The sequence below is a fragment of the Streptomyces sp. PKA51 genome, assembly GCF_057552455.1.
In genome coordinates this window covers 17,466-32,195 of sequence record NZ_BAAJPZ010000010.1, presented here as the reverse complement: position 1 = coordinate 32,195, position 14,730 = coordinate 17,466, and the positions used below count along the sequence as shown (strand labels likewise).

Sequence of the window (14,730 nt, the reverse complement as noted above, 5' to 3'; positions counted from 1 at the left end):
GGGCCGGGCCCCTCACACCGCCCTGATCAGCCCCGCGGCCAGGCCCGCCGCGACGGCCGCCGTACGGCTGTCGACGCCCAGTTTGTCGTAGATGTGCACCAGGTGGGTCTTGACCGTGGCCTCGCTGATGAAGAGCCGCTTGGAGACGGCCCGGTTGGGCAGCCCCTCGGCCACCAGCCCCAGGATCTCCGTCTCGCGCGGCGAGAGCGCGGGCCGGCCCCCGGAGCGCACCCGGCCCAGCAGGCGGGCGGCGACGGGCGCGGCCAGGACGGTCTCGCCGCGCGCCGCGGCGTGGACGGCGGCCGCGACCTCCTCGGGCGGGGCGTCCTTGAGCAGGTAGCCGGTGGCGCCGGCCTCGACGGCGGCCAGGATGTCGGCGTCGGTGCTGTAGGTGGTCAGGATCAGCACGGCCGGCGGGGACGGCAGGGCGGTGATGCGCCGGGTGGCCTCCACGCCGTGCATGCCGTCGCCCATCTGCAGGTCCATGAGGACGACGTGCGGGCGCGCGCCCTCGGCGAGCAGCCGCAGCGCCTCGGCGCCGTCGCCGGCCTCGCCCACGGCCTGCACGTCCGGAAGGTCGTCGACCATGGCGCGCAGCCCGCGCCGCACCACGGGGTGGTCGTCGACCAGGAGAACCCCGATGGCGCCGCCGGTGCCGGTGGTGCCGCTCATGCGGCCTCCTTGCGCAGGGCGGGCGCCGGCCGGTCCGCCGCGCCGTGGCCGTCCTTGGTGGCGGTTCGCCCGCCGGAGGGCGCCGGCACGCTCGCCGCGATGGCCGTGCCCTCGCCCGGGGCGGACTCGACGCTCAGGGTGCCGCCCAGCTCCGCGATGCGCTCGCGCATGCCGTGCAGGCCGAAGGTGCGCCGGCCCTGGGCCGGGACGCCGCCGGGGGCGAAGCCGGCGCCGTCGTCGTACACGTCCAGGGCAACCTCCCCGTCGAGGTACGCGAGCGTCACCGCCGCATGCTCGGCCCGGGCGTGCCGGGCGACGTTGGCGAGCGCCTCCTGCGTCAGGCGCAGCAGGGCGACCTCGGTCTCGACCGGCAGCGGGTACGGCTCGCCGTCGAGGCGGAAGACGGCGCCGGGCACCGTACGGGCGGTCACCCGCCGCAGGGCCTCGGGCAGCGGGGCGTCCTCCAGGGCCGCCGGGGTGAGGGCCGCGACGAAGCGCCGGGCCTCGTCGAGGTTGTCGGAGGCGGTGCGGCCGATCTCCCGCACCCGCTCCAGGGCCCCCTGCGGCCCGGCCGTCTCGGCGGCGCGGGCGAGCAGCACGATGCTGGACAGGCCCTGGGCCAGGGTGTCGTGGATCTCCCGGGCCAGGCGCTGCCGCTCGGCGAGCCGGCCCGCCTCGCGCTGGGCCGCCGCCAGCTCGTCGCGGGTGCGCACGAGGTCGTCGATGAGCCGCTGCCGCCGGCGGCTCTCCCGGTACAGCACGGCGTAGCCGTACCCGGTGAGGATGGCCACCGCCGCCCCCGCGACCGGCCCGACGACCTTGGCGGCCGTCAGCCCGCCGGGGCCGGCCGCCTGGGCGGCCACGACGGCCCCGGTGGCCGCCGCGATCGCCGGATGCGCCCAGCGCACCGGCATGGCGTGCAGGTACAGGAAGAACAGCGGGAAGGCCAGGTAGCTGAAGCCGCGGTCCATGGCCAGCAGCACCAGCCACAGGGCGGTGACGACGGCGAGCCACGCATCCGGGCGGCGCGCGCCGCGCCGCACCACGCCCACGGCGTACGCGGCCGCCAGCGCCAGGGCCGGCAGCAGGGCGAGCAGGCGCTCGGAGCCGGCGACGACGGGCGCGAGGGCGACGGCCAGCAGGGCGTAGAAGGCGCAGTGCAGGGCGAGACGGACAAGCCGCAGCGCGGGCATGTCCGCGACGACGTCGGAAGGGCTCGTTCGGCTCACCCCATCGAGCGTACGGGGCCGTGAACGGGGCCCTCGCGGCATCCCCATCAACCGTTCGATTGATTTCCGTGTGCACCGGACGTACGGCGGCGGAACCGCTCCTTGCCCCGATGGCGGGAGCGCGCGCCTGCGCGAGGGTGGAGGCGTCGTCTTTCGAAGGGTCGTGCCTCGTCGTGTTCGTCGCGCTGCGTGACATCCGTTTCGCCCGGGGGCGCTTCGCCCTCATGGGCACGGTCGTCGCCCTCATCACCACGCTGGTGGTCTTCCTCTACGGGCTGACCGACGGCCTGGCCCGGGAGGCGACGTCCGCGATCGCCCGCCTGCCGGCCGACCGGATCGTCTTCGGCGCCCCGGCGGGGGCCGCGCCCGGGGTGTCGTTCGCCAACAGCACGGTCGACGCGCAGCAGGCCGCTGCCTGGCGCCGGGCACCGGGCGTGCGGTGGGCGGAGCCGGTGGGCGTGGCGATGACCCGGCTGACGGCCGGCGGCTCGGCGGCCTCCGTGAGCGTCCTCGGCGTGCCCGCACGGCTGCTCCCGCCCGTGACCGCGGGCCACGCGCCGCAGGACGGGCAGGTGGCGGTCGGGGAGCGCACCGCCCACGACCACGGCCTGCGCCCGGGCGACCGGATCACGCTCGGCACACGCGAGCTGACCGTCTCCGGCATCACGGCCGACCGCTCGTACGGGCACGCGCCCACCGTCTGGACCACCCCCGCCACCTGGCAGGAGGTCGGCCACCTGCGACAGCCCACCGCCCTCGCGGTCGGCGGCCCCGGCACGCCCGGGGGCGCCGCGGCCCGCACGACGAAGGCCGTGGCCCGGGCCGAGGCGCTGGACGGCATCGACGGCTACGCGGCCGAGCACGGGACGCTGCGCCTGGTCCAGGGCTTCCTCTTCGTGGTCGGCGCGCTGGTGGTGGGGGCCTTCTTCACGGTCTGGACGGTGCAGCGCCGGCCCGACGTGGCGGTGCTCAAGGCCGTCGGCGCGAGCAGCGGCTACCTGGTGCGCGACGCGCTCGGACAGGCGGCGGCCGTGCTGGTCGCGGGCGCGCTGACCGGGGCGGGCGCCGGAGCGCTGGGCGGGGCGCTGGCAGCGTCGGCCGTGCCCTTCGAACTGAAGGCGGCCACGGTCGCCCTACCGGTGGGGGCGATGGTGCTGCTGGGGCTGGCGGGCTCCGCGCTCGCCGTACGCCGCATCACCTCCGTCGACCCGCTGATCGCCCTGGGAGCCTCCCGATGACCGCACTCACCCTGGAGAACGTCGCCCTGACCTACCCCGACGGCGACGGCGGCCGCCGGCTCACCGCCCTCGACGACATCTGCCTGAGCGTCGCAGCCGGCGAGCTCGTCGCGGTCGCCGGACCGTCCGGCTCCGGCAAGTCCAGCCTGCTCGCCGTGGCGGCCACCCTGCTGCGCCCCGACACCGGCCGGGTCGTCGTGGCCGGCCACGACACGGCCGGACTGCGCCCACGGGCCCTGGCCGCCCTGCGGCGCGACCGCATCGGCATCGTCTTCCAGCAGGCCAACCTGCTGCCCTCCCTGACCGCCGAGGAACAACTCCTGGCAGTCGCCCACCTGCGCGGCGCACCGCGCGACCGGCCCCGGGCGCGGGAGCTGCTGGAATCCGTGGGCCTGGCCGCCGCCACCTGGCGGCGCCGCCCCCACCAGCTGTCGGGCGGCGAGCGCCAGCGGGTGAACATCGCGCGGGCCCTGTACGGGCAGCCGTCGGTGCTGCTCGTCGACGAGCCGACCTCCGCCCTGGACCGGGCCCGCGGCGAGGCGATCACCGACCTCCTGGCGACGGTGACACGCCGGCACGGCACGGGGACGGTGCTGGTGACGCACGACACGGGCCTGCTGGGGCGAGCGGACCGGGTGCTGCACATGTCGGACGGGCTCTTGAGCCCGTCCGGCGTGTGAGGACCGGGTCCGGGGCGGAGCCCCGGGATCAGCCCGCCGCAGGCGTCTCCGCCTCCGCCTCCGGCTCCCCGTCCGCATGCGCGTACAGCTTCAGCACCGGCACCCCCACCTTGTGCCGCGCCCGCGACGCCCAGTCGCGGTGGAAGAACTCCTCCACCAGGTGCGGAGCGGTCAGCACGATGACCTCGTCGGCATGCGTCTGCTCCACCACGGAGCGCAGCAGGTCCAGCGGGTGCCCGTCGATGATCTGGCCCACCGCCTCGCATCCGGCGTCGCGCAGGCGGCGCAGGGAGTGTTCCAGGGCGAGGGCCGCTGGGCGAAGGGCGGCCTCGCCCTCCGGTTCGTCGGCCTCGTGCAGGGCGCGCTCCAGCTCGCCGAGGGCGACGTCGTCGATGGCGCGCAGCAGCCGGTCCTCGTCGCCTCTGGGGCGCATGAGGACGACGAAGGACAGGTCGTCGTCATGGAGGGTCGTGACGAATTCGACATCCGCCGCCGACAGTGGCTGCTCGATCATCAGTACGCTCGTGAACACGGTGGGAGCCCTTCTTCTCCATGGGCCACCGGGCCCCTACAGAACCCATCCTGCGCGTGCTCCCCGGGAGCACGCCTGTTTTGATGCTGTGCCCTCAGGGGAGTGTCTGACTCAATTCTGCCCGCCGGAAGAGAAGCGGAACGAGAAATTCCGTCTATTGTCAGATCCTTGCCGAGCCATGACCCTCCCCGTGATCGGGGAGCGCGCGGTAGCGGGTGAACAGGAAGCCGGCGTCCTCCAGCATCGATTCCAGCGAGAACCGCGCCGGCACCGCCAGCGGCGGTCCCGCCATGATCCGGGGTGCCGTGCCGGTGGCCACCATCGGTGCCAGCGACAGGCACATCTCGTCCAGTACTCCGGCCGAGGCGAACTGCCCCAGCAGCCGGGGGCCGCCCTCGGTGAGCAGCCGGGTCAGGCCCCGCTCGGCCAGCAGGGCCGGTACGCGCGCGGCGTCCACCTCGCGCCCCTCGCCCGCCACGACCACCTCGGCACCCGCCGCGCGCGCGGCGGCCACGCGCTCCGCCGGGGCGGCCGCGCCCGTGAGCACGACGGTGGGCACCAGCGGGGAGGTGAACAGCGGCAGCGTGAAGTCCAGGGCGAGCCCCGCGCTCACCACGGCGATCACCGGCGCGGGCCCCTGCCCGAGCGCGGCCCGGCGCGCGGCGAACGCCTCCCGGGCCCGGGCGGGCCGGTAGCCCTCCTGGCGTACGGTCTCGGCGCCGACCACGACCGCGTCCGCGAGCCCGCGCAGAGTGCCGAAGATCCGCATGTCGGCCGCGGAGGACAGCGGCTGCGAGCGGCCCTCGTGGTGGGCGGCCCCGTCCAGGGACGAGACCATGTTGGCCCGCAGCCACGGGCCCCCGCCGCCGTGCTCCGGATAGGCGTACAGGTCGGCCAGCTCGTCCAGCCCCCACTCGCGGTCCTCGAGGTCGGCGGGGCTGACGGGGTACGGGAACAGGCGTCGCATAGGCGGCAGTGTGACACGGCTCGCCCCGTGCGGGACCGCCCCTCCCCCCTGCCGCGGGCTAGGCTGGACGGCTGTGTCGACCTCCACCGCACCGTCCACCGGCTCCATAGGCACCGACGCCGTGGCCGGACAGCCCGTCGCGCTGACCTCGCGCGCCCCGCACGTCCCCGCCGACCGCCTGGTCGCCGAGATGGTGCCGCCGCCGCGCTTCGACGCCGTGCGCTTCGACACGTACATCCCCGACCCCAAGCAGCCCAGCCAGACCGAGGCCGTCGCCACGCTGAGCGGCTTCGCCGCGGGCCTGGGCGCCGCCGCCGGCGGCAGCGGCCGCAAGCGCTGGTTCCGCCGCGAGGCCAGGGCCGCCGCGCCCGCCGGCCCGCGCGGCGTCTACCTCGACGGCGGCTACGGCGTCGGCAAGACCCACCTGCTGGCCTCCCTCTGGCACGCCACCCCCGCCCCTCGCGAGCAGAAGGCGTTCGGCACGTTCGTCGAGCTCACCAATCTCGTCGGCGCGCTCGGCTTCCAGCAGACCGTGCAGACCCTGGGCGGGCACAAGCTGCTGTGCATCGACGAATTCGAGCTGGACGACCCGGGCGACACCGTCCTGGTCTCCACGCTGCTGGGCAAGCTCGTCGACGCCGGCGTCGCGCTCGCCGCCACCTCCAACACCCTGCCGGGCAAGCTCGGCGAGGGCCGCTTCGCCGCCGCCGACTTCCTGCGCGAGATCCAGGGCCTGTCCGCCCACTTCCGCCCCCTGCGCATCGACGGCGAGGACTACCGCCACCGCGGCCTGCCCCAGGCCCCCGCCCCCTACGACGACGCCACCGTCGAGCGGGTCGCCCACGCCACCCCCGGCGCCTCCCTCGACTCCTTCACCGACCTGCTGGACCACCTCTCCAAGGTGCACCCCAGCCGGTACGGCGCCATGTGCGACGGGATCCGGGCCGTGTGCCTGACCGGCGTCGAGCCGGTGCCCGACCAGTCCACGGCGCTGCGCCTGGTCGTCCTCGCCGACCGGCTCTACGACCGCGAGATCCCGGTGCTGGCCTCGGGCCGCCCCTTCGACGAGCTGTTCGGCAAGGACATGCTGGAGGGCGGCTACCGCAAGAAGTACTTCCGGGCCATCTCCCGGCTGACCGCCCTGGCCCGTGACGCGAAGGGGCTGGCCGAGGGGTAGCGTTCCCCCGTGCCGCTGCCCTGCTCCCGTACCCTTTTCCGCTCCGCGCTCGCCGCGGTCGTGCTCGGCTGCGCGCTGACGGCCTGTGGCGGCGGGACGCCGCCGGGGAAGCCGGCGGCGGCTCCCTCCGCCCAGGGCGGCGTCTCCTCGCCCGCGGCGCCGTCCCCGGCACCGTCCGCCGCCCCCATGCTGCCGCCCGGGCCGGACGGCGCCACCCCCGTCTTCGCGCACGGGCGCCGGGACGGTGCCAAGCGCGTGGCGCTGACCTTCGACGCCGACATGACGGCCGATCAGGGCCCGCGCGCGGCGCGCGGCGAACACTTCGACAACCCCGAACTGATCGCGACACTGCGGCAACTGAAGGTGCCCGCCACCGTCTTCATGACCGGCCGGTGGGCGGAGCAGTACCCCGACCAGGCCCGGGCGATGGGCGCCGACCCGCTCTTCGAGGTCGCCAACCACTCCTACAGCCACCACGCCTTCACCCAGCCCTGCTACGGCCTGCCGGCCGTCCCGCACGGCACGGCCGTCACCGACGTCCGCCGCGCGTTCGACGCCTTCCGGCGAGCGGGGGTCGAGCACGTGGTGCCGTACTTCCGCTTCCCCGGCGGCTGCCACGACGCGGCGACGCTCAAGGAACTGGCACCGGCGAAGGTGACGGCCGTCCAGTGGGACGTGGTGAGCGGGGACGCATTCGCCAAGCACGCGGGCCCGGTGGCCGACCAGGTGCTCTCCCAGGTGAAACCGGGCTCGGTCGTCGTCATGCACTGCACCCGCAGCGCGGCCCCGACGACGGAGGAGGCGGTACGACGCGTCGTACCGGAACTGCGGGCGCGCGGCTACGAACTGGTACGCATCTCGGACCTCCTGGCCCGCCCCTGACCCTCTGGCCGACAGAAGGAGTCCCCATGCCCCTGCCTGCCTTCCGCTACCAGGTCTTCACCGGCTGACGTCCCGGCCGCCCGCGGGGTTATCCGCCCCGCACCAGCAACGCCACCGACTCGTCCAGCCGTACCGAGCCCTCGTGCGTGCGCCCGCTCAGTACGTCCCGCCACTCGCCCTTCGGCAGGGGAAGGGCCGTTTCCCCCGCCTGCGCCGCCGCCCGGTGCGGCAGGCGGACCGCCGCCGCGATCACCGCTCCCGCCCGGGTGAAGGCCACCACGTGGTCCGGTGCCGGCAGGGGCTCGTACGTCGACTCCGGGCCGAACCACTGCGGGTGAGCCCGGCGCAGCCGCAGTGCCGTGCGGGTCAGGTGCAGCTTCTGCGCGGACAGCCCGGTGGGCGCCGGCTCGTCGAACCGTGGCGGTCGCCGGTTGTCCGGGTCGACGAGCGCCGCGTACACCCGCTCGGTGCCCATGTACACGTCCGGCACTCCCGGCATCGTCAGGTGCAGCAGGGCCGCCCCCAGCACGTGCGCCCGTACCGCCGGTGCGGTCGCCCGGGTCAAGGGGGCGAGCTCGGCGTGGGCGGGGCCGCCGGGCCCGGTGGCGACGAAGGTGCGCACCGCTTCCTCGTACGCCGCGTCCGGCTCCGTCCACGTCGTCAGCAGGGCCGCCTCGCGCACGCTCTTCAGCACGGCCGGGACCAGTCGCTCCGCGTCGGCGGTGCCCAGCCCGAAGGCGGTCTGCCAGGCGGTCCAGGCCACGTGCGGGTCGGGGCCGGGGACGGCCGCCCACAGCCGCTCCATCAGGTCCGCCCACGCGCGCGGGTGGGCGGTGAGTGCGGCGATCCGGGCGCGCACGTCCGCGCTGCGCTTGGTGTCGTGGGTGGTCAGCACCGTTGCGGTGGCCGGCCAGTCGTGCTGCAGCCGGGCGCAGAAGGCGTGGAACTCCTCGGGGGTGACGCAGGGGCGGTCGGGGCTGCCGCCGACCTCGTTGGCCGAGAGCAGGGGCACATAGCGGTAGAAGGCGGTGTCCTCGACGGATTTGGCGCGCAGGGCGGAGGCGGTCTGGGCGAAGCGGGCGCAGAAGTCGCGCTGGTCGGGGCCGTCGCCGAGGCGGCCGAGGGCGGCATCGCGCACGAGTTCGACGGCGGCGGCCTCCTCCGGGACGCCGAAGGCGCCCCGGGCTTCCTGCGCGGCCGCCTCCAGCAGGGCGGCGTCGGAGGGGACCGGGGGCCGGCCGGGCAGCGCGTAGGGCCGGTAGACGGGCAGGCGGACGAGGATCTCGCGCAGCGCGGTGCGTATGGCCCAGGGGGCGTGGTCGCGCAGCCGGTGGTCGCCCTCGCACAGGCGCAGCGCGGTGCGCACGAGCCGTTCGGCCTCGGCGGCGAGCTCGTGGGTGATCACCCGGTAGGCGGCGCGCCGCACGGTGGCGGGCCAGTCGCCGCCCCGGTCGGGTGGGCAGGCGGTGAAGGCGCGGTAGGCGCCGGCGAGGTCGCGGGCGCCCTCGGGGTCGGTGAAGAGCCCGTCGAGGTGGCGCAGGGCGTCGTAACCGGTGGTGCCGGCGACGGGCCAGCCGGCCGGCAGGTGCTCGTCGTGGGCGAGGATCTTCTCCACCACCGTCCACCGGCCGCCGGTGGCGTCGTCGAGCCGGGCGAGATAGCCGGCCGGGTCGGCGAGCCCGTCGGGGTGGTCGACGCGCAGCCCGTCGACGACGCCCTCGTCCAGCAGGCGCAGCACGGTGGCGTGGGTGGCGGCGAAGACCTCGGGGTCCTCGACGCGGACGGCGATGAGGTCACAGACGGTGAAGAACCGCCGGTAGTTCAGCTCGGTACGGCCCAGCCGCCACCAGGCGGGCCGGTACCACTGGGCGTCGAGCAGCTCGGGCAGGGGCAGGCGCTCGGTGCCCGGCCGCAGGGGGAAGGCGTGCTCGCCGTGGCGCAGCACGCCGTCGTCGACGGTGAAGCGCTCCAGCTCCTCGCCGAGCCGCCCGGCGAGGACCGGCAGCAGCACCTTGCCGCCGTGCTCGGCCCAGTCGATGTCGAACCAGCGGGCGCAGGGGGAGGCGGGCCCGTCGCGCAGCACCTGCCACAGGGGGCCGTTGAGGTGCTCGGGGGCGGGCACGGCCATGTGGTTGGGCACGATGTCCACCACCAGGCCCAGCCCGTGCGCCCGGGCGGTACGGGCCAGGGCGCGCAGCCCCTCCTCGCCGCCGAGCTCCTCGCGCACCCGCGTGTGGTCGACGACGTCGTACCCGTGGGTGGAGCCGGGGACGGCCTCCAGGACGGGGGAGAGGTGCAGGTGGGAGACGCCCAGCCCGGCGATTCGCGGCACGGCGCGCTCGGCCGCCGCGAAGGGGAAGGCCGGCTGCAGCTGCAGCCGGTAGGTGGCCGTCGGTGGTGCGCAGCTCTTCCGCTTCACAAGAACGTATGTACCCGGATCGGGTGCGGCTCAGGCCGGGCGCTGCAGGATCACCAGGCTGCGCCCGGCGACGCTCAGCCGGTCGCCGGCCTGCACCTTGGGGCCGGGGGCGGTGGCCTCGGCGCGGGCGGTGTCGACGACGATCTGCCACTGCCGGCCGTGGTCGACGGGGGCGGTGAAGTCGAGCGGCTGGTCGTGCGCGTTGAACATCAGCAGGAAGGAGTCGTCCAGGATGGGCTCGCCGCGCGGTCCGGGCTCGGAGATGGCCCCGCCGTTGAGGAAGACCGTCAGGGACCGGGCGTGGGCGACCTGCCAGTCGCCGTCCTGCATCGCCTCCCCGTCCGGGGTGAACCAGGCGATGTCGGACAGGTCGTCGTGGGTGCCCTGGGCCGGCCGGCCGTGGAAGAAGCGGCGGCGCCGGAAGACGGGGTGCTCCCGGCGGAGGCGGACCATGGCGCGGGTGAACTCCAGCATCCGCCGCGCCAGTGCGTCCGCCCCGTCGTGCGGGTCCGGCCAGTGCACCCACGACAGCTCGCTGTCCTGGCAGTAGGCGTTGTTGTTGCCGTGCTGGGTGCGGGCGAACTCGTCGCCGTGGCTGAGCATGGGCACGCCCTGCGAGACCATCAGGGTGGCGATGAAGTTGCGCATCTGCCGCTCGCGCAGGGCGAGCACGTCCGCATCGTCGGTGGGGCCCTCGACGCCGCAGTTCCAGGAGCGGTTGTAGCCCTCGCCGTCCTGGTTGTTCTCGCCGTTGGCCTCGTTGTGCTTGTCGTTGTACGCGACCAGGTCGTGCAGGGTGAACCCGTCGTGGCAGGTGACGAAGTTGACGGAGGCCAGCGGGCGCCGGCCGTCGTCCTGGTAGAGGTCGGAGGAGCCGGTCAGCCGCGAGCCGAATTCCGCGAGGGTCGCCGGCTCGCCGCGCCACAGGTCCCGCACGGTGTCGCGGAACTTGCCGTTCCACTCGGTCCACAGCGGCGGGAAGTTGCCCACCTGGTAGCCGCCCTCGCCCACGTCCCACGGCTCGGCGATCAGCTTCACCTGGCTGACCACCGGATCCTGCTGCACCAGGTCGAAGAACGAGGAGAGCCGGTCCACCTCGTGGAACTGCCGGGCCAGCGTCGCCGCCAGATCGAAGCGGAAGCCGTCCACCCGCATCTCGGTCACCCAGTAGCGCAGCGAGTCCATGATGAGCTGCAGCACATGGGGGCTGCGCATCAGCAGCGAGTTCCCGGTGCCGGTGGTGTCCATGTAGTACCGCGGGTCGTCCGCCAGCCGGTAGTACGAGGCATTGTCCAGCCCCCGGAAGGACAGGGTCGGCCCCAGGTGGTTCCCCTCCGCCGTGTGGTTGTACACCACGTCGAGGATCACCTCGATGCCCGCCTCGTGCAGTGCCCGCACCGCCGACTTGAACTCCAGCACCTGCTGCCCCCGGTCGCCCCAGGAGGCGTAGGCGTTGTGCGGCGCGAAGAAGCCGATCGTGTTGTAACCCCAGTAGTTGGACAGCCCCGCGTCCACCAGCCGGTGGTCGTTGACGAACTGATGCACCGGCATCAGTTCGAGCGCCGTCACCCCCAGCTCCGTCAGGTGCTCGATCACCGCCGGATGCGTCAGCGCCGCATAGGTGCCCCGCACCTCCCGCGGCAGCGCCGGGTGAAGCATCGTCAGGCCTTTGACGTGCGCCTCGTAGAGCACCGTGCGGTGGTAGTCCGTGCGCGGCGGGCGGTCGTCCCCCCAGTCGAAGTACGGATTGACCACCACGGACGTCATCATGTGCGGCGCCGAGTCCATGTCATTGCGCTTCTCCGGCCGCCCGAACCGGTAGCCGTACACCGCCTCGCCCCAGTCCACCGCGCCGCTGACCGCCTTCGCGTACGGGTCCAGCAGCAGCTTCGCGGAGTTGCAGCGCTGCCCGCGCCCCGGCTCGTACGGGCCGTGCGCCCGGAAGCCGTAGCGCTGCCCCGGCATCACCCCCGGCAGATACGCGTGGCGCACGAAGGCGTCGGACTCCTTCAGCTCCACCGCCGTCTCCGAGCCGTCCTCGTGCAGCAGACACAACTCGATCCGCTCCGCGGCCTCGGAGAACACCGCGAAATTGGTCCCGGCGCCGTCGTACGTGGCGCCCAGTGGATAAGCCTGTCCCGGCCAGACCTGCATGCAGTGAGTCTTCCACCCCCGCGGCCCCTTTCCGCAGATCTTCGGCAAAAGCGTCGCCGCACCCCGCCCCGCCGCGGCCGCTCCGGCCGCACACCACCACACTTCTGGCTATGAATCAGCTCACGTCACCCCGCACCACCCGCGGACAACCCGCACCTCGGACGGCCGAGTTGGCCGCAGGGCCGGGCGCGAGCGGATGCACCGCCTCCCGGGCGCACAGTAGTCTGCCTTGATCATCGACAACGGGCTTGATCATCGACAAACGGGGGCGAAAGGCGGTGCGCACGTGAGCTCGGGCGGGCTGGAGCTGCCCCCTGGAGACGACACTCCGGACGAGGACGGCCCCACCGACACACCACCGGGCGTGGTGTCCCTGACCCGCCCGAGGGAAATCGGGGCGGAACTGGACTGGGACACCACGGCCTGGGACGAGGTGCGCACCCGCGCCCGCCGGGCCGGGCGCGCCTACATCTGGCTCAACCTCGTCGAACAGCGGCTGCGCGCCGTCGTCGCCGCCGTGCTGCGCCCGGTGTACGAGCCCGTGCACGGCGAGGAGGAGTGGGTCGTCGCCGCGGCCGGGCCCGCCGGCCAGGAGTGGGTCCAGCGCGCCGTCGCCGTGCGCGAGGTCAGCCGCCGCAAGGGCTACCTCCTCGACCCGGCCGACGACAACGTCCTGTCCTTCCTCACCCTGCCCCAACTGCGCGAGCTGCTCGTCCAGCACTGGCCCTGCTTCGAGCCCTACCTCGACGACCGCCGCGAGCTGGAACTGGCCCTCGACGAGCTGGAGGTCGCCCGCAACGTCGTCTCCCGCAACCGCGCCCTCTCCCGCGCCGTCCTCGACCAGGCCGAGCGCGCCTCGGCCCGGCTGCTGGCCATCCTCGGCAGCACCCACGGCACCGGCGCCCACTCCGCCGACCGGCTGCCCGTCGACGCCGTCGAGGACCTCGTCGGCGACCGCTACGCCGACGTCGTCGGCGTCCACCCCGACCGCGTCCGCCTGCAGCGCCAGCTGCCCGTCGAGGACCTCTTCGGCAGCGCCCGCCGCCTCGACGCCGTCGGCATAGGACTGAACCTCCTCGTCCAGAACTACTCCGGCCGCCGCCTGGTGCGCCTGGCCGAGTCCGGCTGCCGCACCCGGCTGCTCTTCCTCAACCCCGCCAGCAGCGCCGTACGCCGCCGCGAACGGGAACTGGGCATCAAGAAGGGCGAGATGAGCCGCTCCGTGGAGATGAACATCATCCACATGCGGCGGGTGCGCGCCGCCCTGCGCGACCCCTCCTCCTTCGAGATCCGCGTCTTCGACGAGACCCCCCGCTTCACCGCCTACCTCGTCAACGGCGACGGCCCCGACGGGCTCGCCGTGGTGCAGTCCTACCTGCGCAAGGCGCGCGGCATGGAGTCGCCGGTGCTCGTCCTGCGCGGCGGCAACGGACGCAACCTGCTGCGCGACGGCCGGCCGGCCGACGACGACGGCGGGCTCTTCGGCACCTACCGCGAGGAGTTCGAGGGCGTCTGGGAGGACTCCCGGCCCGTCTCCTGACCGGCCGGGCGGCGGGGTGCGCGCCCGGCGTTGTCAGTGGCCCGTGCGAGGCTGGTGCACCAAACGGGGGAAGCACCACCGAAGGGGGACACACATGCCCTGGCACGAGGGGCCGCTCGTCGGCTTCGACCTGGAGACCACCGGCACCGACCCGCAGCACGCCCGCATCGTCACCGCGGCCGTCGTCCACACCCACGGCGGGCAGGTGACGGACCGCCGGCTGTGGCTGGCCGACCCGGGCGTCGCCATACCGGACGAGGCCGCGGCCATCCACGGCATCACCAGCGAGCGGGCCCGCACCCAGGGCCGCCCCGCACCCGAGGTGGTCGAGGAGATCGCCGCCGCCCTGACCGCCCACTGGCGCGCCGGCACACCCGTCGTCGCCTACAACGCCTCCTTCGACCTCACGCTGCTCGAGGCCGAGCTGCGCCGGCACGCCCTGCTCCCGCTCGCCGAGCGGCTCGGCGGCGAGGCCGGGCCCGTCGTCGACCCCTACACCATCGACCGGGCCGTCGACCGCTACCGCAAGGGCCGGCGCACCCTCGAAGCGGTCTGCCGGGAGTACGGGGTGGAGCTGGGCGCGGCGCACGAGGCCGGGGCCGACGCCCTGGCCGCGGTGCGCGTCGCCCGTGCCATAGCCGTACGCCATGCACGCACCGCCCGGTTCGCGCCATGGGAGCTGCACCGCGCCCAGGTGGAGTGGTACGCCCAGTGGGCCGACGGCTACCAGCGCTGGCTGCGCCGCCAGGGCGGCGCCGGCGCGGACGCCGTCGTCGACCCGCAATGGCCCGTGCGCCGGCCCGAGGGACGCGCCGCCACGGCACCGGCCTGAAGGCGGGCGGGCCCTTCAGGCCCGCAGCACCAGCGCCCGGCCGTCGCAGGCGAGGACCTCCAGCGTCCGGCCCGGCCGCCCGGTGCCCGGGAAGGAGACCGCCAGCAGCCGGCCGTCGTCGCTGTGCCAGACGCCGCGCCAGGAGCCCGGGGCGTCCCCGCGCCCCACCGGGCGGTCGACGAAGCCGCCGTCCGCCGTGAACTCCATGCCGCCCCGGCCGCGGGCGCGGGGGAAGGGGAAGCCGTCGGGACGGTAGACGGCCACTCCCGGCCCGTCCTCCTCGAAGGAATGCGTCCAGCGCCGGAAGAGCTCCTCGGGCGGCTCGGTCATCTCTCGGGCACCTCCGTCGTCCCGCGGATCGCCCGGTTCTCCAGGAATGCGGAGTGCGTCCTCGCAGTTGCCGTGGAT

13 protein-coding genes are annotated in these 14,730 nt (G+C 74.6%); 6 read left to right on the top strand and 7 right to left on the bottom strand.

The genetic code is table 11. From position 1 onward, the window contains the following. Positions 1-12 precede the first annotated feature (12 nt). Together AC27L3_RS17005 and AC27L3_RS17000 are read right to left on the bottom strand one after the other, a co-directional pair. Positions 13-672 carry a response regulator gene (locus AC27L3_RS17005; protein WP_487234858.1) on the bottom strand — a complete coding sequence of 220 codons (660 nt, stop codon included), beginning with the start codon at positions 670-672 and terminating at the stop codon, positions 13-15. Beyond that, complete coding sequence (locus AC27L3_RS17000; RefSeq protein WP_487234857.1) at positions 669-1,901, bottom strand: sensor histidine kinase; 1,233 nt, start codon at positions 1,899-1,901, stop codon at positions 669-671. The genes AC27L3_RS17005 and AC27L3_RS17000 overlap by 4 nt, the downstream gene beginning before the upstream one ends. Positions 1,902-2,074: 173 nt before the next feature. On the opposite strand from AC27L3_RS17000, the gene AC27L3_RS16995 reads away from it, so the two are divergent. Continuing rightward, complete coding sequence (locus AC27L3_RS16995) at positions 2,075-3,139, top strand: ABC transporter permease (protein ID WP_487234856.1); 1,065 nt, start codon at positions 2,075-2,077, stop codon at positions 3,137-3,139. Then, the gene (locus AC27L3_RS16990; protein WP_487234855.1) at positions 3,136-3,819 is read left to right on the top strand and encodes an ABC transporter ATP-binding protein; all 684 of its coding nucleotides are present in this window, start codon (positions 3,136-3,138) and stop codon (positions 3,817-3,819) included. Before AC27L3_RS16995 ends, AC27L3_RS16990 begins: the two co-directional genes overlap by 4 nt. A gap of 28 nt (positions 3,820-3,847) precedes the next feature. On the opposite strand, the gene AC27L3_RS16985 is transcribed toward AC27L3_RS16990, so the two are convergent. After that, entirely contained in the window at positions 3,848-4,351 is a 504-nt protein-coding gene (locus AC27L3_RS16985) for an indole-3-glycerol phosphate synthase (protein ID WP_487234854.1), read from the bottom strand. A gap of 160 nt (positions 4,352-4,511) precedes the next feature. Next, positions 4,512-5,318: a pyrimidine reductase family protein gene (locus AC27L3_RS16980; protein WP_487234853.1), complete on the bottom strand. Its 807-nt coding sequence runs from the start codon at positions 5,316-5,318 to the stop codon at positions 4,512-4,514. 73 nt (positions 5,319-5,391) lie between these two features. Between AC27L3_RS16980 and zapE the strand changes: the two genes are divergently transcribed. Next, positions 5,392-6,495, top strand: coding sequence for a cell division protein ZapE (gene zapE / locus AC27L3_RS16975; RefSeq protein ID WP_487234852.1), 1,104 nt, complete (start codon positions 5,392-5,394; stop codon positions 6,493-6,495). 9 nt (positions 6,496-6,504) lie between these two features. Beyond that, positions 6,505-7,377, top strand: a complete 873-nt coding sequence (locus AC27L3_RS16970) for a polysaccharide deacetylase family protein (RefSeq protein WP_487234851.1) — start codon at positions 6,505-6,507, stop codon at positions 7,375-7,377. Between the two features lie 88 nt (positions 7,378-7,465). On the opposite strand, the gene treY is transcribed toward AC27L3_RS16970, so the two are convergent. Together treY and glgX are read right to left on the bottom strand one after the other, a co-directional pair. Continuing rightward, a complete protein-coding gene (treY, locus tag AC27L3_RS16965; protein WP_487234850.1) occupies positions 7,466-9,796 on the bottom strand; it encodes a malto-oligosyltrehalose synthase in 2,331 nt (776 codons plus the stop codon). A 30-nt stretch (positions 9,797-9,826) separates the two neighbouring features. Continuing rightward, complete coding sequence (glgX, locus tag AC27L3_RS16960; RefSeq protein ID WP_487234849.1) at positions 9,827-11,950, bottom strand: glycogen debranching protein GlgX; 2,124 nt, start codon at positions 11,948-11,950, stop codon at positions 9,827-9,829. 286 nt (positions 11,951-12,236) lie between these two features. Here glgX and AC27L3_RS16955 point away from each other — a divergent pair, with 286 nt between their 5' ends. Both AC27L3_RS16955 and AC27L3_RS16950 read left to right on the top strand, forming a co-directional pair. Further along, entirely contained in the window at positions 12,237-13,490 is a 1,254-nt protein-coding gene (locus AC27L3_RS16955) for an SAV2148 family HEPN domain-containing protein (protein WP_487234848.1), read from the top strand. Between the two features lie 94 nt (positions 13,491-13,584). Beyond that, positions 13,585-14,322: an exonuclease domain-containing protein gene (locus AC27L3_RS16950; RefSeq protein WP_487234847.1), complete on the top strand. Its 738-nt coding sequence runs from the start codon at positions 13,585-13,587 to the stop codon at positions 14,320-14,322. A gap of 15 nt (positions 14,323-14,337) precedes the next feature. Here the strand turns inward: AC27L3_RS16950 and AC27L3_RS16945 are convergent, their stop codons facing one another. Then, positions 14,338-14,652 carry a hypothetical protein gene (locus tag AC27L3_RS16945; protein ID WP_487234846.1) on the bottom strand — a complete coding sequence of 105 codons (315 nt, stop codon included), beginning with the start codon at positions 14,650-14,652 and terminating at the stop codon, positions 14,338-14,340. Positions 14,653-14,730 lie beyond the last annotated feature (78 nt).